Origin of the sequence: Nostoc sp. LEGE 12447 (assembly GCF_015206985.1) — a bacterium.
In the GTDB taxonomy this organism is placed as follows: Bacteria; Cyanobacteriota; Cyanobacteriia; order Cyanobacteriales; family Nostocaceae; genus Nostoc.
On record NZ_JADEXT010000008.1, the window covers coordinates 195,849 to 214,969 of the forward strand.

A 19,121-nucleotide genomic window follows, 5' to 3' on the forward strand; every position below is an offset into this window, starting at 1 on the left:
TTATTATTTTACTTTGGTCAAGATGCGCTCGTTTCGCAGCGTCTCTACTTTTTCTATCCTTAAGCCAAACCTACAAGTGTAATCAGTATGTCTATCAACTTAATGGCGATAAATGGCGCAATCACCCCACCTAAGCCATAAATTAAGATATTGCGTTGGAGTAGCTGATTAGCTGTCAGTGGCCTAAACCGCACACCCTTCAATGCTAAGGGAATCAAAGCTGGAATAATCAAAGCATTATAAATCAGCGCTGATAGTACAGCAGACTTAGGGCTAGTCAAATTCATAATATTCAGGCTTTGTAGATTAGCAGCGACAAATATCACTGGGATAATTGCAAAATATTTAGCAATATCATTAGCGATAGAAAATGTCATCAAAGCTCCGCGAGTAATCAACAATTGTTTACCAATGCTAATAATATCGATCAGCTTTGTCGGATCGGAGTCCAAATCTACCATGTTGGCGGCTTCTTTTGCAGCTTGTGTCCCTGTATTCATGGCAACGCCGACGTTAGCTTGGGCTAATGCGGGAGCATCGTTAGTCCCATCTCCTGTCATGGCAACTAGTTTACCTGCTGCTTGTTCCTTTTTAATCACACTGATTTTGTCTTCTGGTGTGGCTTCAGCGATGAAGTCATCCACTCCAGCTTCTTTAGCAATGACAGAAGCTGTAATTTGGTTGTCTCCAGTTAGCATAATGGTACGCACTCCCATCCGTCGCAGTTGCTCAAAGCGATCGCGGATACCAGGTTTAACTATATCTTTGAGATAAATAACCCCATAGATTTCGTTATCTAGGCTCACTGCTAAGGGTGTACCTCCCAAGCGAGAAACTCGTTCGTAGGCAGCATCCAATTCTGGCGTATCGCGTCCGTTGCGAGAACGGACAAATCCTTTAATGGCTTCTACTGCTCCCTTTCTTGCCTCATAACCACCAGGTAAGTTAGTCCCACTCATCCGTGTTTTGGCGGAAAAATCAACTCCTTCTGCCTGGTTGGAGTCGAAATCAAACCGTGTTACTAGTCTTTCTGCCAGTCGAATAATGGATTTACCTTCTGGTGTATTGTCAAAGACACTAGCTGCCCACGCAACATTAGCAATTTCTGATATTGAATGACCGTTGATAGGGATAAACTCTTCCGCCAAACGGTTGCCGAGGGTAATTGTACCTGTCTTATCAAGAACTAAAGTGTTTACATCACCACAGGCTTCGACTGCTTTTCCGGAAGTGGCAATGACGTTAAATTGGGCAACTCGATCCATACCAGCAATACCGATGGTACTGAGTAAGCCGCCAATGGTTGTAGGAATTAATGCCACTAATAGGGCAATTAAAGTTGGTATGCTGACTGGACTATTGACATAGTAAGCAAGTGCGGGCAGAGTTACCACGACTAACAAAAATACTAAGCTGAGAACTGCCAACAATACTGTCAGGGCAATTTCATTGGGTGTTTTGCTGCGTTCTGCCCCTTCTACTAAGGCAATCATCCGGTCAATAAAGCCTTTACCGGGGTCAGTAGTGATGCGGATAATTAATTCATCTGAGATAATCCGCGTCCCACCAGTGACAGAACTGGAAACATCAGAGCCTGATTCTTTTAATACTGGTGCAGATTCTCCAGTAATTGCCGATTCATCTACTGAGGCAACGCCCATAATTACCTCGCCATCGGCGGGAATTATATCGCCAGCAACGACGTAGATGTTATCGCCCTGTCTCAGGCTGGTGGATAAAACTTCACTAATTGTGCCGTCGGGAGCGAGTTTTTTAGCGATCGCCTCTGATTTGGTTAATCGCAAGGCATCAGCTTGAGCTTTACCCCGCCCTTCTGCCAATGCTTCAGCAAAATTGGCAAACCAAACTGTAAAGAATAAAATCCCCGACAGTAAGCCATTGAAAAGTTGCGGGTTCTTTTGTAGGGCTGGGCCAAATAAATTGGGATCAATCGTGAGCAATAGAATGATGATTGTCCCCACCCAAACCACAAATATTACTGGATTTTTGATTACATACTTAGGATTGAGCTTCACAAAAGCATCTCTAATTGCCCTTAAGTACAGCCACTTTTTACTTGTCCTTGCTTTTTTACGTCCTTGACGGCGATCGCCAGAACGAGGATTTGGCCGTCTAGCTCTGAAGTTAGTTGCCACTTGATTCATGAATAAAGTTAGGAGTTAAAAGTTAAAAATTAGGAGTTAGGAGTTAGAAGTTAGGAGTTTCCAATAAAAAATAGATCCAACCTTTAGGGCACGCTATGCGATCGCGAACACAATGCCAAAGCGATGCTCGTTCCTACCTACCTCTATTCGCGTTCGATTGTCACCAGAAGGACGGACGATCGAACGCGAACAAGGTGTCGTAGACAAGACTCGCTAACACCAGTCGCTTACGATAGGAAACCCTCCTACAGCGATGGATTCAGCACAAAGCACTGCCTCCCCTACAAAACAGGATAATTTATTTATTTTTTGGTATTCTCTTAATTCCAGACTTATAACTCATAAATTTTCTAATTGCCAGATGCTAGTTTCAAACCCTCAGCTATGGGGCCTAAAGCTAAAACGGGAAAGAAAGTCAATACTCCCAAAACCAATGTCACTCCAGCAGTGATACCAGTAAATACTAGAGAATCAGTTCTTAGAGTACCAAGGGTTTCTTGTACTTGTTGTTTGCGAGACATACCGTCAGCTAACAGCAGGATGGCAATTATCGGAATGTAGCGTCCTCCTATTAAGCTAACTAAAGTACTCAAGTTCCACCACAGGGTGTTATCTCTCAACCCTTCCAAGCCGGAGCCATTATTTGCGGCGGCTGAGGCGTATTCATAAACTACTTGAGAAATACCGTGATAGCCAGAGTTACTAATTCCAGAGAGAGAGATGGGATAAGCCAGGGCGATCGCACTGGGAATCAAAACTAGAATTGGGTGAATCAACAACACGACGCTGGCGAGGACAATTTCGCGTTTTTCAATTTTGCGTCCTAAAAACTCTGGGGTGCGTCCTGCCATTAGTCCAGTTAGGAACACTGTAAGAATTAAGTAAATAAATAAGTAAGCTGTTCCAGTGCCCTGACCACCCCAAATAACCTGGATAAACAAGTTGAAGAGAGTCGAAAATATTCCTTGGGGCATCAAAGAATCGTGCATCCCATTCACAGCGCCAGACATAGTAGCAGTAGTCATAACTGCCCAAAATGCCGTTTGTAACCAGCCAAACCGCACTTCTTTCCCCTCTAAATTGGGTTGTTCTAATCCAAAGGCGTTATTAACTAGGGGATTACCTTGCAATTCTCCCACAGCTGTCACTCCCACCAGAACGACAAAAATCACAAACACCATCCAAAAAAGCAGCCAAGCTTGTTTGATGTTGTTGGCGAATATACCGTAGGTGTAAATTAAGGCTGCTGGGATAGAAATCATGGCGATCATTTCTATCAAGTTAGAAGCGCCATTGGGATTTTCAAAAGGATGTGCTGAGTTTACGCCAAAAAAGCCACCGCCATTCTCGCCCAAAAGTTTGATCATTTCAAAGGATGCCACCGGGCCTCTGGCAAGATATTGTGTCCCGCCTTCTAAGGTTCTCACATCCATAGTCTTCGCTAATGTTTGTGGTACACCTGTTAGAAGCAAAGCGATCGCTCCAATAATCGAAATCGGTAGCAATATGCGCGTAATTGCACGGACAAGATCGACATAAAAGTTTCCCAGTTTTCTACCCGTCAGCCCGCGAATAAAGGCAATTCCCACAGATAAACCGGTGGCTGCGGAGGTAAACATCAAAAAGCCTAAAGCCGCTACCTGGCTAAAATAGCTTAAGGTTGTCTCACCAGCATAGTGCTGCTGGTCGGTATTCGTTACAAAGGAAATGGTTGTATGCAGTAATACATCCCAACTGGGCGCACCAAAACCGTTAGGATTCCAGGGCAACAGCCTCTGAAAATATAACAGTAAATACACTGAAATACCCATAATCAGGTTGCTGTACAGCACAGCCCGAATATACTGCGAACCAGTCATATCATCTTTTCTGCGAACACCCGCTAGTACGAACATACTTCGCTCTATGGGGTTCATTAAAAAATCCAGTAGTGTTCTTTCTCCCAAGAAGACATGGGCGATGTATCTACCAAGTAGCGGAGTAATTGCTATGACAATACACAGCATTAAGCCAATTTGCAAAAAACCTTGTCCCATATATTTCGCGCCGGGTAAAATTTAAGTTCTAGCAAGCCAATTATTAGAAATAACAGATTAACTGTTGAAGTATTTGATTTGGAGGAATTTAGTGATATCTCATATCACCGCCATTTTTTAATCTGGATTTACTATTTTCAGTTATTGCTATTTTCCAGATACTTGTTTAAATTATTGTTAAAAATATTTAATCTTTACTTTTAATTCATCTATTTCGCTAGTTAGTATTATTTGTTTATACAATACATTTTGGAAGTTTGCTACGTTCAAAGAATATAAATATTTAAGAGGATTTTATTAAATAAATGACGGTATGGGAAGGTTGTGTTAGATACTCTGTCCCTTGTCGACAACTACCCAGTCCCCAATCCTCAGCCCCCAGTCCCCTTTTTTGCATCTGGACAATCTTAATTTTCGGGTTAATGCTCAAGTGAATATTTGCAGATATAGATTGCAGATAAATCATAATCGCTGAATTAAATAGTTGTAAAGATTGTAGGATAAAGATTTTTTAGTAAATCAGAAATGACGATATTAAGTCGATTAGTGGCTATGAAAGAAGCTATAAATGGGCGTGGGGAGACTTATGGGCTAATAGCGATCGCCTTTGTGATCGTCATAGGCTTAGAATATTTGACACCACCTGAGTACGTATTTGGCTACCTCTACACAGGGACAATTTTGTTAGCAGATTCTCGATTGAATCGGAAAGCAGTATTGGGGATCACTCTTGCCGCTACAGGATTAACATTATTGAATTTGTTTGTCCCCGGAGGAGAAGTGATTAATGCCTCAACGTTGGCAAATCGGCTGATTGCAGTATTGGCGTTGATGGTAACAGGTTGGTTAAGTGACCGCAACCACCGCAATGAAGAAGCGATCGCTTATACACAAGCACAATTACGCTCTCAAGAACAATTAGCTATTATGCGTGAAGATTTTGTTTCTACCCTAACGCATGATTTGAAAACACCTTTATTAGGAGCGATTGAAACGCTGAAATATTTTCAAAATGAGCAATTTGGTGAAATTACGCCAATGCAAGCAAAAGTCCTCCAAACTATGGCTCGTAGTCATCGGAGTACACTGCAATTAGTCCAAACTCTTTTAGATGTATACCGCAATGATGCCGAAGGGCTGAAACTACAGATATCACCTGTTAACTTGGCAACTGTGGCAGAGGAGGTAATCGCTACCCTGACTGAACTAGCGAGAACACGTCAGGTTTATATTTCACTGCACTATGGCGAATCAGATTTTCGGAGCTTTCTCTGGGTAAATGGCGATCCTTTGCAACTGGGGCGAGTCTTCACCAATCTCCTGAGTAATGGCATTAACCATACCCCTCGTGGCGGTAAAGTGGAAGTGGTACTTGAAGGTTATTCTAGCGATCAAGTGGTAAAAATACTCGATACTGGTTCTGGCTTTACAGAAGAAGAGTTACCCCACTTATTTGAGAGATTTTATCAAGGACATAGCGATCGCCACGTCTCAGGATCGGGACTAGGGCTTTATTTAACCAGGCAAATTATCGCTGCTCATGGGGGTACAATTTGGGCAGAGAATCGCTCACCACGGGGAGCAATGTTTGGTTTTCGACTCCCAGCTTGTCCACCACCGGGAGTAGGGGAGCAGGGGAGGCAGGGGATATTGACCAATGACCAATGACCAATGACTAATGACAAATGACCAATGACCAATGACCAATGACCAATGACCAATAACAAATGACAAAAATCTTACTAGTTGAAGACGATGAGTTGTTTCGGCTTGGTCTGCGGATGCGTTTGCAGCAAGAAACTACTTTGGAGATTGTTGCAGAAGCAGAAGATGGGGAACAAGCTGTAGAATTGGCAAATCGCTATCCCCTGGATTTGGTTTTGCTAGATATAGGTTTACCGGGCATTGGTGGGATTGAAGCTTGCCGCCAAATCAAGCAGAAGCACCCAAATTTACCAATTCTGGTTTTAACATCTCGTTCTGAGAAACCTCTGATTTCACGCTTAATTGCGGCTGGGGCCCAAGGTTACTGTCTGAAAGGTATTCCTGCTGAGTCTCTGATCTTGGCAGTGCGATCGGTTGCAGCTGGCGCTTCATGGTGGGATCAAACGGCAACAACAGAGATTAGAGCAGCTTTTGAGGGCAATTCTACTGCGGCGCTGCCTGCAAAAACTGAGGGAAACCTAGAAAATCCCCTAACGAAGCGCGAGCAAGAAATTTTGGCACTGGTAGCAGCTGGCAAAAGCAATCAAGAAATTGCTGATATTCTCTACATTGCCCCTGGTACAGTGCGGGTTCATGTTCATGCTATTTTGCAGAAACTAGAAGTACGCGATCGCACTCAAGCCGCAGTCTTAGCGATCCAAAAAGGATTGGTAGCACCAGAATTGTTAATTCATTAGATTAAAATTCAATCTTAAATACTTTTGTAGTAAAAACTTTAGTCCTCAAATATTCAAGCACTGAAGTGCTTACTACAAACCTATCAATGGACTATTTTAGATAAACCAGATTTCTCAATCTTTTAGCCCAAGAAAATCACATAATATTTAATGGGTCTACATCAATAGTTAGGCTAACAGACGAAGGACAAAGCGATCGCACTTCTTCCCAATCTGGCAATTGTGGCAATGCATCGGGAGCAAATTTAATCAATATCTGCCAGCGATAACGATTTGCTACGCGTAAAATACTTGCTGGTGCTGGCCCTAATATCTCGAATTCTTCTTCTGTACTCAAGGCTGTGGCAATGATTTGTGCTGTATTTTGCACTTGAATGGGATCGAGACTACTTAAGCGCAACAAAATTAACCGCCCATAAGGGGGATAATTGAGGGCTTGGCGTTGTTCTAACTCAGCTTGGGAGAAAGAGTGATAATCGTGCGATCGCACTGCCGCAATTACCTGATGTTCTGTAGTGTAAGTTTGTACAATCACCCTCCCTGGATCGTTACCTCTACCAGCACGTCCAGCGACTTGAGTCAAGGTTTGAAATGCCCGCTCACTGGCGCGATAATCTGATAAATTTAGCAATCCATCGGCGGCGACAACGCCCACAAGTGTCACTTGTGGTAAATCCAAACCTTTGGTGAGCATTTGCGTACCAACTAATAAATCCGCTTCGCCGTTGGCAAACTGGGTGAGTAAAGTCCGGTGTGAACCTTTGTTACGGGTGGTATCGCTATCAAAACGAATCAAGCGTAACTCTGGGAACTGTCGCGCTAATTCCTGCGTTACTCGCTGAGTCCCGCTACCGAAAAATTTCAGGTAAGGGGAACTACAATCGGGGCAGTATTTGGGATGCGATCGCGCATAATTACAATAATGACAGCGCAATAATTCCGGTGCTTTTTCTTCGGTGTGGTGGTACGCCAGTGACACATCACAATGCGGACATTCCAACACATACCCACAACTGCGGCATGAGACAAAAGTACTGTGTCCCCGACGATGGATAAATAAAATTCCCTGTTGTTTTCTCTCTTGCAACTGTTGCAAAGCTTCTTGCAGCGATCTACTAAATATAGAACGATTTCCCTGCTGCAACTCTTGCCGCATATCGACTATTTCCACAGGCGGTAAAGGGCGAGAATTGATGCGTTCGGGCAAACTTAAATAATGAGTGCTGAGTGATGAGTGAGGAGTGAGGAGTGAGGAGTGAGGAGTGAGGAGTGAGGAGTGAGGAGTTACGAATTCTCCCCCTGCTCCCCTGCTCCCCTGCCTCCCCACGCTTACCCAAGTTTCCAAGGAAGGGGTGGCGGAACCTAACAATAAGGGGCAATTTTCTAGTTCGGCTCGCCATTGGGCGACAGTGCGGGCATGGTAAGTAGGTATGGGTGAGTCTTGTTTAAAGCTGCTGTCGTGTTCTTCATCTAAAATAATTAAACCCAAGTTGGGCAAAGGCGCGAAAACGGCGCTGCGCGTACCAATGACAACTTGAGGTTCTCCTGTGAGCATTTGCCGCCAAGTGTCGTAACGTTCACCGTCGGAGAGGGCGCTGTGATAAACGCTGACTTTATTGCCGAAACGGGCACGAAAACGATCGGTTAGCTGGGGTGTCAGTCCAATTTCGGGGACTAGAACGAGGGCAGATTTGCCTTGGTTGAGAAGAGGTGCGATCGCTTGCAAATATACTTCGGTTTTTCCTGAACCCGTCACCCCATGCAATAAAACTTCAGCAAATCCATCTAATGTCTGGATTGTTTCCAAAGCGCTAGCTTGGGCAGCAGTTAAAGATTTAGCCCCATCACCTGCTAATGCTGGGCCCTGTTCGGTTCGCAATACTTCCCGTTCTTCAATAACGATATAACCCTTTTGTGTCAGCGTTTTGAGAATAGAAGAACTAGCATTGCAAATTTGCAGTAATTCATTTTGCCACAACTCCCCATTATGCCGCCGTAGCACTTCCAAAATCTCTCGCTGGCGGGTAGTTAAGTCGCTATCAATTATACCTGTCAGCGTGACTGCTTTTTGTAGCTTTGGTCGAGTCAGCCGTGGCGGTTCTAAATAGCTTTCTACTAAACCGAATCGCAGCAACTCCCGAATTCCCCGATAGGCAGATTTGACTTTTTGTTGAAGGTAGGCGAAACTATAATCCCCCGCAGGCTGCACTTGCAAAAGTTGCCAAACTTGCCGCGCAGTAGGAGTCAAGAAAGCTAAAGGATCGGAAGGTGCTAGCAAATAACTACTTCCCCCTGCTCCCTGGTCACTGAGCGTAGCCGTTCGCGCAGCGTCTCGTAGAGAAGTGTGCCCCTTGCCCCCTCCTCCCCCTCCTCTAACAAGGCGGATACGGCGCTGCGATCGCCCCAGCAACCCTGGTGGTAGAGCAACCCGGATTACTTGAATCAGAGGCGTATAGTAATATGCAGCAACTCGATTGAGTAATTCCCAATAAGCACTTGGGAAAAATCCAACGCTGACTATATCTTCTACTTCTCGGATTTTTTCTGGTGCTAAATCAACATTTGGTTGTGCCAGTAACCGAATTGCGATCGCTCCTAATTGTTGTGCCCCAAATGGCACGCTCAAAATATCCCCTGGTTTTATTTCTAACTGGGCTGGCAATCGATAAGTAAATAATCCTGTACTTCCTGGACAGTCTACCAGTACTTCAACCCACCTATTAATAGTTGTACCTGATTGGTACGATTCACTAGGTTCAGCCACCACTAAAGGAGATAATTTTATGTCATTAATATACATAGTTGCTGACTTTATAGTTAAATATTTTCCTCACATAGCTGGTCAAAATTAACCTAGCTAACTAAACTCTAATTTTTTGCTTTCTTAAATTTAAATAGTATTTTTCAATACTGTTATCCTTCATAATACTTGATAAGTTTCCTCTTATGTAATCTACTAGACAAATTCGTATCAACTATACGTGCAATAAATATTTGGTACCCACTATATCAATAAAAGCATGTCCGCACTTTCTGCAACAGTTACTCTATCTACTAAATAGGGAGTAGCCTTTTTCCGCCTATCGATAGATATTCAACCCTTTCTGTATATGAGATGCTTTTATACAAATAAGATCATCCCAAAATTAAGCTGCCATTATTGTAATTTGTATCATTTGGGTAACTTGAAATTGGGAAGGCATAACCCCATCACCAGGTTTTAAATTTATCCAGTGACTTCCAAATACCTAAACAGGAAAATATATATTTAGAAAAATATATGAAAGTTTAAGAAAATTGGATGGTTAGCTGAGATTTTTATGTTTGTTCAGGTTGAGAAAGTTTGAGGGGGTTTGACATATTTGGTAATTAAGAAAAAAATGAAGAATATAATCTGTTAGAAGCCTGAGAAGAACGTTTTGTTGGGTGCTAAGGTCAGTTACGTTATGGGTTGTATCTAACTGTAACCCGTAGGTTGTAAGTAGATATAGATTTTTATTCTTGAATAGAAATTAGTAGAAGCTTCTCTTCCGACATATAAAGGGGTGCATTCGTACATTAGGGAAAACTACCAAGCCTCAAACGAGTAGCTGTAACTAAATTATGTACCAAACAAAACAACAATCCCTAAAGGAAACTATGAACATTGTTGAATTGGGAAAAATGGAAATACTGGAGAATGCTGCTGATATTGAAGAACCATCACTCGATAGTTTAGATGCAGTGGCAGATGAAGAGCCTCCAATTGTAGTAGAAAATCTGGAATCAGATGAACGCGATGGAGATGACATGGCGGCGGCCCGCCCTTCGGGATACAATAAAACCGAGCATGACGATGCTGTCGGCGCGTTTTTTAAAGAGATGGCGCGTTATCCGCTTTTAAAAGCTGATGAAGAAGTAGAGTTAGCGCGGCGAGTTAGATTTCTAGAGGAAATTAGGGAATTACAAGCTGCTTTAAACTTAAAACTAGGACAGGAACCTACCAAACTAGAAGTAGCTTCCGAGCTAGAAATGACCGAAAAGCAACTAGAAAGTCGCTTGTATCAAGGTAGAGTAGCGAAACGCAAAATGATTCGCTCCAACTTGAGGTTAGTAGTTTCTATTGCTAAACGATATCTAAATCGGGGAGTGCCTTTTCTGGATTTAATTCAGGAAGGAGCAATGGGTTTAAATCGCGCTACAGAAAAGTTTGATCCAGATAAGGGATATAAGTTTTCTACTTATGCCTATTGGTGGATTAGACAAGCGATTACCAGGGCTATAGCTAACGATGCGCGGACAATCAGGCTACCTATTCATATTGTTGAAAAGCTTAACAAACTCAAAAAAGCTCAACGGGAACTAAAGCAAAAACTCTGTCGGAATCCTACCGAAGGTGAAATGGCAGAAGCTTTGGAAATTAGCGTACAACAACTACGCCAACTACAACAGCTACGCCGTCAAGCACTTTCTCTCAACCACCGTGTCGGTAAAGAAGAAGACACGGAATTGATGGATTTGCTAGAAGATGAAGATAACCTGTCTCCAGAAGCAAAAATGAATGAAAACATGATGCGTCAGGAGATTTGGGAAGTACTAGGTGATGTGTTAACTCCACGAGAAAAAGATGTGATTTCTCTGCGTTATGGTTTGACCACCAGCGAACCCTGTACGTTAGAAGAAGTTGGCAATATGTTCAATCTTTCCCGTGAGCGAGTGCGCCAAATTCAAAGCAAAGCGATGCGAAAATTGCGCCGTCCCCACATAGCTAAACGCTTAAAAGGTTGGTTAATTTAGTTACATTTACGGAGATAGAGACGCAATACCTGATCATCACTTCGTTCCCATTCAAAATTCAAAAATAGATATTTAATTTTGAATTTTGAATTTTGAATTACCCGCATGGTTTGACTTAATTAGCTCCAATAATGAATTTAGGGGCTGGTATATTTATATTTCTTGAGCTTCGACTACCGCAACTCTCAAAAAACGGTCATTCTGTACCTTTTTCGGCTTTTGTTTAGTCATTTTAAAAAAAAATTGCACAGTTACCTATAGACTATGGACTATGAACTGTAGACTATAGACAAATGACTTCGTGTAGCAATTTGATTTTGCGTTTTGCTGAACCAACTGATTACAGCGTACTTTTTCAATTAATTCAGGGACTTGCTGAGTATGAAAAATTATCTCATGCTGTCACTGGCGATGCTCTGGCACTTAAGGAGCATTTATTTGGTTCGCACAGATATATAGAAGCGATTTTAGCAGAAACTGCTGGTCAAGCTGTTGCTTTTGCCCTATTTTTTCATAATTATTCAACATTTTTGACCAAGCCCGGAATTTATCTGGAAGACTTATTTGTTTTACCAGAGTATCGTAGGCAAGGTATTGGTAAAGCTCTTATTTCTAAAGTAGCCCAGATAGCTATAGAACGTGACTGTGGACGGTTAGAGTGGAGTGTGTTGGATTGGAATGAACCAGCTAAAGCATTCTACCGTAGTATAGGAGCATCTATATTAGATGATTGGCGAATTTGCCGTGTCACAGAAGACGCGCTTACGCAGTTAGGGGCTGTCAATTGAAGAAAAATTCAGCTATTCTGAATTCAGTAGTCACAAGAGGTTGTTGGAAAAGTGTTTTTCTCTAAACTTTAAGCACTTTTAGATCCTCACTAACCCTCTTTAAAAAGGCTATTAATTAACCAGATATTGCTTAACATTTGCGAACCTGATCATTTATTGATGACAAAAGCTAGCAGTAAAAATACAGGGTTGGGATTAGCGTAGACACAGAGCGGCTTGTCGTCTAGACATCGCTCATAAAATGATTGTGGAAAAACATGGTTGTCAAATTAGCGTCGAGTCCGAACTTGGCAAAGGCACAAAATTTGACAATTCATGTAGTACCGCCTAATTAGCTTTAGGACTTACACAAAACTTAACCAGGTAGGGGTACTCACGCAGGGTATTGCCCTTACCTGTAAATCCTGGTTTTGGTTATTGTTTGCGTAAGCCGTAAGCTTAATCAAGAAACCTCTTTTAACTCTTTAGCTTTTACACTTTTCCTGCCACAACCAAGTCTTTCTTCAAAAGTTCCACTGCTGCTTGATATTGCAGATCCGCTTCAGTACCAATCTGTTCGCGGTTAATTGGATCTTGGGAAATCACTTTATCTGGCTTAATACCTAGTTTGTTAATATCCCGGTGTTGAGGAGTTTCATACTTAGCAATTGTGACTGCCAATCCCGAACCATCTGATAATTCAAATAAAGATTGAATTAAACCCTTACCAAAAGTGGTTTCGCCTACCAACTGGGCACGACCGTTATCTTGGAGTGCGCCAGCCAGAATTTCGCTAGCACTGGCAGTTCCTTGATTCACCAAAATTACCAGAGGATCGTTCGTCAGGGCTGGCCCAAAGGCTTCGAAACTACCCTGAATGCCTTGTCTATTCACAGTGTAGACAATAGTACCAGAATCTAACCACTGACGGGCAATTTCAATTCCTGATTGCAATAATCCCCCAGGATTATTTCGTAAATCTAGAATGTAGGCAGCAGCGCCTTTTTTTTCTAGACTAGAAATAGCGTGTGCCAATTCCGTTGAGGCGTTGGCATTGAATTGAGTGAGACGTAGGTAACCAATAGATGTACCTTCAGTGGAAACACGCAATTCTGAAACCACAGGGTTAAGAGCAATGCGATCGCGCGTTAATCTAATTTCCGTTTCTGGCTCTCCATCCCGTTCGATGAGGAGAGTAACAAGGCTGCCACTTGGCCCGCGCATTTTAGTTGCAGCTTCATCTAGGGTAAGATTTTTTGTGGGCACGCCTTCAATTTTAAGAATGCGATCGCGTGGTCTAATCCCCGCTTTATCTGCTGGTGAACCTGCTATAGGAGCCACTACTTCCAACTTCCCAGTCTCAGGATTCAGGACAATTTGCAATCCTACCCCAGTCAGTTCCCCAGAAGTATTGACCTTTAAGCTGCGGTACTGTTCCGGGTCTAAAAAGCGGGTAAAAGGGTCATCAAGGCTCTTGAGCATCTTCCCAATTGCCGCATAACTGGCATTTGCGTCTGTAAGCGGCTTCTCTAGAACTTTTTGCCGCACAGCCGCCCAATTCTGATGATTAAAAGTCTCATCTAGATAAGTGCGATTAACAATTCGCCATACTTCGGAAACCAGCTTTTGTTCCCCCGTTAAAGCCACCGCAGGCTGGGTAAGCGTACCAAACGCCAACCAAAACGCCATTAACAACGAAAATCCAACCCGAAAGACTTGTTTGTTCATGAACCCCATTATCAATTCCACCTCAACCCAAATTGCCTAGAAATGCTCAGTTGTCCTGTTGTTGATGAAATCTATCTCTCGATTATGTTACTTTTTTTATAGAAGTGGTGCATTTCTCTCATCAAGTTGTTCAGTCAACTGATGCGTTGTATCCACTCACGAAAGGATAAAATCTACTTTGTGTCCACCATTTTCTGTGCAGGGGCGTAAAGAGATCGCAATATATTCCTTCTTTACAGAGTGTAAAGTTTCTGAAGACTCTTAGCACGCTGAAAGCTGACAAGCAAACGAAATAAACTCGTCTTTACCAAAATCCCAAAATTGCTAATTGGGAGAGAAGTCATAAGAGGCGGCTTATGAGAAGTCCATAGACAATTCTGTTGTTACCCTAGCCTGCGGCAACCCCTTGGGCGAACCCGCAGGATGCCGAGGCTTGGAACCATCAGAATTTTAGTCGCCGATTTAAAGCTTCGGGATTTATCAACCGCAACCGACTTTTAGGAACTTGAGATTGTATGGCCAACGTTTACGACTGGTTTGAGGAACGCCTGGAGATTCAGGCACTCGCTGAAGACGTTACTAGTAAGTACGTCCCTCCCCACGTCAACATCTTCTACTGCTTGGGTGGTATTACCCTGGTTTGCTTTCTCATCCAGTTTGCCACTGGATTTGCCATGACGTTCTACTACAGGCCAACAGTCACTGAAGCGTTCTCCTCAGTGGAGTACATCATGAATGAAGTAAACTTCGGTTGGCTAATTCGCTCCATCCATCGCTGGTCTGCCAGCATGATGGTGTTAATGATGATTTTGCACGTCTTCCGGGTTTATCTCACAGGTGGTTTTAAAAAGCCCCGCGAACTAACTTGGGTCAGCGGTGTCATCCTAGCTGTAATTACAGTTTCCTTTGGAGTTACCGGCTATTCCCTACCTTGGGATCAAGTTGGCTACTGGGCTGTAAAAATCGTTAGTGGCGTACCAGAAGCAATTCCCGTAGTTGGCGTTCTGATCTCCGACCTGCTGCGCGGCGGTTCAAGTGTTGGTCAAGCAACACTAACTCGTTACTACAGCGCACACACCTTTGTGCTGCCTTGGTTGATTGCAGTCTTCATGCTGTTTCACTTCTTGATGATCCGCAAGCAAGGCATTTCCGGGCCTTTGTAATCTCAATTATTAGCGAAAGGCAAGATTTGTCAGTTTTCAGGTGAAGTTGTTTGTTTTAAACTTATGAAACACAATAAATTTAATTGCACATAAGTTCCCAAAAATAAACACTTCATCTGAAGCCCAAAGCTGTAAATTCCTTCCAGGTGGATAAACGTAGACAAACAAAACGCTGCTTTCTGCCTGCTAGGTTTGCCTAGTAGCTGATAGCCTTCACAAATGCTTTAATTTAACTTAAGCAGGAGAGCACATTTCAAAATGGCAACACAAAAAAAACCTGACCTGAGCGATCCTCAGTTAAGAGCCAAACTCGCCAAAGGCATGGGTCACAATTACTATGGTGAACCCGCTTGGCCTAATGACTTACTTTATGTCTTTCCAATCGTGATCATGGGTTCCTTCGCTGCAATTGTGGCTCTAGCTGTGCTAGATCCTGCAATGACCGGTGAACCAGCAAATCCTTTTGCCACACCATTGGAAATTTTACCAGAGTGGTACTTGTATCCAGTCTTCCAAATTTTGCGATCGCTTCCTAACAAACTTTTAGGAGTGTTAGCAATGGGTTCTGTACCAGTTGGGCTAATTCTCGTTCCTTTTATTGAGAACGTCAACAAGTTCCAAAACCCCTTCCGTCGTCCAGTTGCAACCACAGTCTTCCTCGTTGGCACTCTTGTCACCGTGTGGCTGGGTATTGGTGCTGCCTTGCCATTGGATAAATCTTTGACCTTGGGACTATTCTAAATTAGTCACTACAAAGTGCTTTGACGCCTGTGAGTTTCAAGAGCATATTACAGATATGTTTTTGGAAGAAATCTACAGGCGTCAATTTTAATAGTTCAGATTGCATTCGGGATCTGAGTTTTGGATTGAAAAGCTATCCCAAAATCTAAAATCACCAAAATTCATCAAATATAAACATTTTTCACTTAATTAACGTAAGTTGCTAGTTACAACGCTATAAATGCCAAAATCGTTCATGTTTTGTATTTTGGTAGATAAAATATCTCAATTTAGATTTTTCTACATCAGAACAATTTGGCGAATCATGCAAAATTTAATAACTAGCAACTTGGGTTTATTTATATTTAAGTCACAGTTAATGTTTACCATAGTGCAGCAAGACCATCTGAAGGTTAAGAGCGAACTCAGCCTCCTAAACCAGGTGCAAGAATGGTTCGAGCAATTTTGTCTGCAACATCTGTCTCAACTTGGCTGGTCAAAAACTCAACTAGATCGCCTCAATTTAGCATTAGCAGAAGGTTTTACCAACGCTGTTCGTCACGCTCATCATGCTTTACCCCCAGAAACAACCATTGAAATTAACGTTGATCTGTGGATCGATCGCCTAGAGATTAGAATTTGGGATTATGGAAAACCTTTTAATCCTGATGCGATCGCAGAGCCAGCCCCAGGTACTCTACAAGTAGGCGGGTATGGATGGTTCCTCCTCCGGCGGTTGGCAGACCGTGTTGTATACGAACGTGGTGCAGATGGTAGAAATTGCCTTCTCATCGTCAAATACTCTGTAGAAGCACAATAAGAAAAGCGAAGTTAAACCACTTACTTCAAAACAGAAGTATGAACGGAAAAACTCTTTGCTACAAAATGTAGTTATTTGATTGATAAAGTATATTCCTTTTTCAATATGATTTGAATTGGAATAATGTATTTTTTGCGTAAAATTGCTTAGTTATTATGATTTTTTTGTAAAATCTCAAAAATATTTTTGTATAAAAAGAATTAGTGAATACAGTAAAGATAGCATTCGAGTTATATTAGCTCCCTTGTTAAGATTTGTCAGCAGTGTTGAGAGTCGGAATGTTTTTTCTCCCACAACTGCTATTTAGTCCTTAATAGAGATAGAGATAATAGGGGACAGATTATGACTAAAACAGCCCTCATTACAGGAATAACTGGTCAAGATGGCTATTATCTCAGCCATTTGCTCCTCAACCGTGGCTATCGAGTTGTAGGATTAGTACCTCCCCATCGACAACCTAATTTGACAAAGCTGGGAACACTGGCGAATCAGGTAGAAATTTTTACGGTTGACTTGAGGGATAGTGGGGCGCTGTTGACCGCAGTTGAGCAACTACGTCCCCAAGAAATTTACAATTTGGCGGCTCCCAGTTTTGTACCCGACTCTTGGAACGACCCATTAGGAACCCTAGATTTGATCACTGGTACAGCTACCAGACTTTTGGAAGCAGTACGACAGGTTGGTTTGTCTACCAGATTTTATCAAGCCAGCAGTTCGGAAATGTTTGGCGATGTATTTAGTTCGCCTCAAGATGAAGAAACGCCTTTTCGTCCCAAAAATCCCTATGCTGCGGCCAAGATGCACGCCCACTGGACGATGGTGCATCACAGACAGCGCTATGGCCTATTTGCCTGTAGTGGAATTTTATATAACCATGAGTCTCCTCTCCGCGCACCTCAGTTTGTAACCCGAAAAGTTTCTTTGGCAGCCGCATCGATTAAATTGGGTTTAACTGACACCTTAGAAATGGGTAATTTAGATGCGAAACGCGATTGGGGCTTTGCGGGAGATTACGTAGAAGCTATGTGGCTCATGTTGCAAGTCAATGAACCAGAAGAATATGTGATTGGCACTGGAAAACTGCACAGTGTTAGAGATTTAGTTGCCACAGCTTTTGAGTCTGTCGGATTGGATTGGACGCGCTATATAGTTTTAAATACCAGTTTATTGAGACAAGATGAGCATTTTCAACTAGTAGCTGACCCTAGTAAAGCTAAAAGAAATCTTGGCTGGGAACCCCAAGTAAGCTTTGAGGAACTTTTAGAAAAAATGGTAAAAACAGATTTAGAGCGGTTACAAAGCGGTGCGATTGCGCCCTTAACCCAAGTGTAAATAACCTAATATGCATATCACTAAAGTGACACAAAACCTAAAGGTAGGTGATAAAGTTAACCAAAAAACTAACCATGTCTTCGTGTTTTTAGAAATTTTTGCCCACGAAGGTGGTATTCAATCATATATAAAAGATATTTTTCGCGCCTATCTGGGATTAAGTCAAGCTTACAAGGCGGAAGTATTTTTGCTGCGAGATAGCCCTGATAGTTTAAATCTGTTTGAAGACGAGAACTTAAAATTTCATTACTTTAAAAATCAGTCCCCTCATTTAGGGAGACTGCAAATGACAGCAGCTTTACTCAAGTGTCTATTGCAAAACCGTCCGCAGCAAGTTTTCTGCGGTCATATTAACTTAGCAGTATTAATCCAAACTCTTTGCCAGCCCTTGGGGATTCCTTACACCGTGCTAACTTATGGCAAAGAAGTCTGGGAACCTCTAAAAAATCAAGAACGTCGCGCCCTGACATCAGCAGATAAAATTTGGACAATTAGCCGTTACAGCCGCGATCGCGCTTGTCTTGCCAATGGTTTAAACCCCAAAATGGTAGAGATGATGCCTTGTGCAATTGATGGAGATAAATTTACTCCTGGTTCCAAGCAGCCAGAATTCGTTCAAAAATATGGTTTAACTGGTTCTAAGGTGTTAATGACAGTAGCACGCTTATGGTCAGGGGATATTTACAAGGGTGTAGATGTCACAATTCGGGCATTACCACAAATTGCTCAGGTTTTCCCAGAAGTGAAATATTTAGTAATTGGTCGCGGTGATGACCAACCGCGATTGGCGCAGCTTGCAAAAGATTTGGGTGTGAGCAATCGCGTCGTCTTTGCGGGTTTTGTTGCTACAGAAGAATTAATGGAACATTACCGCCTTGCTGATGCCTATATCATGCCTTCGCAAGAAGGCTTTGGCATTGTTTATCTAGAAGCAATGGCTTGTGGAGTACCAGTCTTATCCGGTGATGACGATGGCTCGGCTGACCCCTTGCAGGATGGTAAACTGGGATGGCGAGTACCACACCGGAATGCTGATGCTGTAGCAGCAGCTTGTATAGAAATGCTTCAAGGGGATGACCAACGATGTGATGGACAGTGGCTACGAGAACAAGCGATCGCTCTGTTTGGCATAGATGCCTTCCAACAGCACTTGCAAAAAATGCTCCTATCCTCAGTCATTAAGTCAAAATGACAAATGACCAATGACCAATG

Annotated in this window: 13 protein-coding genes; 9 read left to right on the forward strand and 4 right to left on the reverse strand. The window is 42.6% G+C overall.

What is annotated here, in order from left to right:
* Positions 1-59: 59 nt before the first annotated feature.
* Entirely contained in the window at positions 60-2,165 is a 2,106-nt protein-coding gene (kdpB, locus tag IQ274_RS12195; protein ID WP_194142401.1) for a potassium-transporting ATPase subunit KdpB, read from the reverse strand.
* A gap of 350 nt (positions 2,166-2,515) precedes the next feature.
* Positions 2,516-4,201, reverse strand: a complete 1,686-nt coding sequence (gene kdpA / locus IQ274_RS12200; protein ID WP_194142402.1) for a potassium-transporting ATPase subunit KdpA — start codon at positions 4,199-4,201, stop codon at positions 2,516-2,518.
* A gap of 525 nt (positions 4,202-4,726) precedes the next feature.
* Here kdpA and IQ274_RS12205 point away from each other — a divergent pair.
* A complete protein-coding gene (locus IQ274_RS12205) occupies positions 4,727-5,869 on the forward strand; it encodes a sensor histidine kinase (protein ID WP_194142403.1) in 1,143 nt (380 codons plus the stop codon).
* Between the two features lie 59 nt (positions 5,870-5,928).
* A complete protein-coding gene (locus IQ274_RS12210) occupies positions 5,929-6,603 on the forward strand; it encodes a response regulator transcription factor (RefSeq protein WP_194142404.1) in 675 nt (224 codons plus the stop codon).
* Positions 6,604-6,739: 136 nt separating this feature from the next.
* On the opposite strand, the gene priA is transcribed toward IQ274_RS12210, so the two are convergent.
* A complete protein-coding gene (gene priA / locus IQ274_RS12215; RefSeq protein ID WP_194142405.1) occupies positions 6,740-9,403 on the reverse strand; it encodes a primosomal protein N' in 2,664 nt (887 codons plus the stop codon).
* A gap of 803 nt (positions 9,404-10,206) precedes the next feature.
* Between priA and IQ274_RS12220 the strand changes: the two genes are divergently transcribed.
* Both IQ274_RS12220 and IQ274_RS12225 read left to right on the forward strand, forming a co-directional pair.
* The gene (locus IQ274_RS12220) at positions 10,207-11,379 is read left to right on the forward strand and encodes an RpoD/SigA family RNA polymerase sigma factor (protein WP_114083591.1); all 1,173 of its coding nucleotides are present in this window, start codon (positions 10,207-10,209) and stop codon (positions 11,377-11,379) included.
* A 293-nt stretch (positions 11,380-11,672) separates the two neighbouring features.
* Positions 11,673-12,167 (forward strand): GNAT family N-acetyltransferase, encoded by a 495-nt coding sequence (locus IQ274_RS12225; RefSeq protein WP_163931708.1) that lies wholly within the window; start codon positions 11,673-11,675, stop codon positions 12,165-12,167.
* Between the two features lie 471 nt (positions 12,168-12,638).
* Here the strand turns inward: IQ274_RS12225 and ctpA are convergent, their stop codons facing one another.
* Entirely contained in the window at positions 12,639-13,883 is a 1,245-nt protein-coding gene (gene ctpA, locus IQ274_RS12230; RefSeq protein WP_163931705.1) for a carboxyl-terminal processing protease CtpA, read from the reverse strand.
* A gap of 506 nt (positions 13,884-14,389) precedes the next feature.
* On the opposite strand from ctpA, the gene petB reads away from it, so the two are divergent.
* The 5 genes from petB to IQ274_RS12255 all read left to right on the forward strand — a co-directional run bounded on the left by petB (position 14,390) and on the right by IQ274_RS12255 (position 19,101).
* Positions 14,390-15,037 (forward strand): cytochrome b6, encoded by a 648-nt coding sequence (petB, locus tag IQ274_RS12235; RefSeq protein ID WP_012407121.1) that lies wholly within the window; start codon positions 14,390-14,392, stop codon positions 15,035-15,037.
* Between the two features lie 258 nt (positions 15,038-15,295).
* A complete protein-coding gene (gene petD / locus IQ274_RS12240) occupies positions 15,296-15,778 on the forward strand; it encodes a cytochrome b6-f complex subunit IV (protein ID WP_012407122.1) in 483 nt (160 codons plus the stop codon).
* A gap of 358 nt (positions 15,779-16,136) precedes the next feature.
* Entirely contained in the window at positions 16,137-16,577 is a 441-nt protein-coding gene (locus IQ274_RS12245; protein ID WP_041565844.1) for an ATP-binding protein, read from the forward strand.
* 342 nt (positions 16,578-16,919) lie between these two features.
* A complete protein-coding gene (locus IQ274_RS12250) occupies positions 16,920-17,909 on the forward strand; it encodes a GDP-mannose 4,6-dehydratase (RefSeq protein WP_163931702.1) in 990 nt (329 codons plus the stop codon).
* Positions 17,910-17,919: 10 nt separating this feature from the next.
* Positions 17,920-19,101 (forward strand): glycosyltransferase family 4 protein, encoded by a 1,182-nt coding sequence (locus tag IQ274_RS12255; RefSeq protein ID WP_194142406.1) that lies wholly within the window; start codon positions 17,920-17,922, stop codon positions 19,099-19,101.
* The last annotated feature ends 20 nt before the right edge of the window (positions 19,102-19,121 follow it).

Bases quoted from the DNA above. Each gene is read 5' to 3' on its own strand.
- kdpB (WP_194142401.1), bottom strand. From the start codon at position 2,165: ATGAATCAAGTGGCAACTAACTTCAGAGCTAGACGGCCAAATCCTCGT.
- kdpA (WP_194142402.1), bottom strand. From the start codon at position 4,201: ATGGGACAAGGTTTTTTGCAAATTGGCTTAATGCTGTGTATTGTCATA.
- IQ274_RS12205 (WP_194142403.1), top strand. From the start codon at position 4,727: ATGACGATATTAAGTCGATTAGTGGCTATGAAAGAAGCTATAAATGGG.
- IQ274_RS12210 (WP_194142404.1), top strand. From the start codon at position 5,929: ATGACAAAAATCTTACTAGTTGAAGACGATGAGTTGTTTCGGCTTGGT.
- priA (WP_194142405.1), bottom strand. From the start codon at position 9,403: ATGTATATTAATGACATAAAATTATCTCCTTTAGTGGTGGCTGAACCT.
- IQ274_RS12220 (WP_114083591.1), top strand. From the start codon at position 10,207: ATGTACCAAACAAAACAACAATCCCTAAAGGAAACTATGAACATTGTT.
- IQ274_RS12225 (WP_163931708.1), top strand. From the start codon at position 11,673: ATGACTTCGTGTAGCAATTTGATTTTGCGTTTTGCTGAACCAACTGAT.
- ctpA (WP_163931705.1), bottom strand. From the start codon at position 13,883: ATGGGGTTCATGAACAAACAAGTCTTTCGGGTTGGATTTTCGTTGTTA.
- petB (WP_012407121.1), top strand. From the start codon at position 14,390: ATGGCCAACGTTTACGACTGGTTTGAGGAACGCCTGGAGATTCAGGCA.
- petD (WP_012407122.1), top strand. From the start codon at position 15,296: ATGGCAACACAAAAAAAACCTGACCTGAGCGATCCTCAGTTAAGAGCC.
- IQ274_RS12245 (WP_041565844.1), top strand. From the start codon at position 16,137: ATGTTTACCATAGTGCAGCAAGACCATCTGAAGGTTAAGAGCGAACTC.
- IQ274_RS12250 (WP_163931702.1), top strand. From the start codon at position 16,920: ATGACTAAAACAGCCCTCATTACAGGAATAACTGGTCAAGATGGCTAT.
- IQ274_RS12255 (WP_194142406.1), top strand. From the start codon at position 17,920: ATGCATATCACTAAAGTGACACAAAACCTAAAGGTAGGTGATAAAGTT.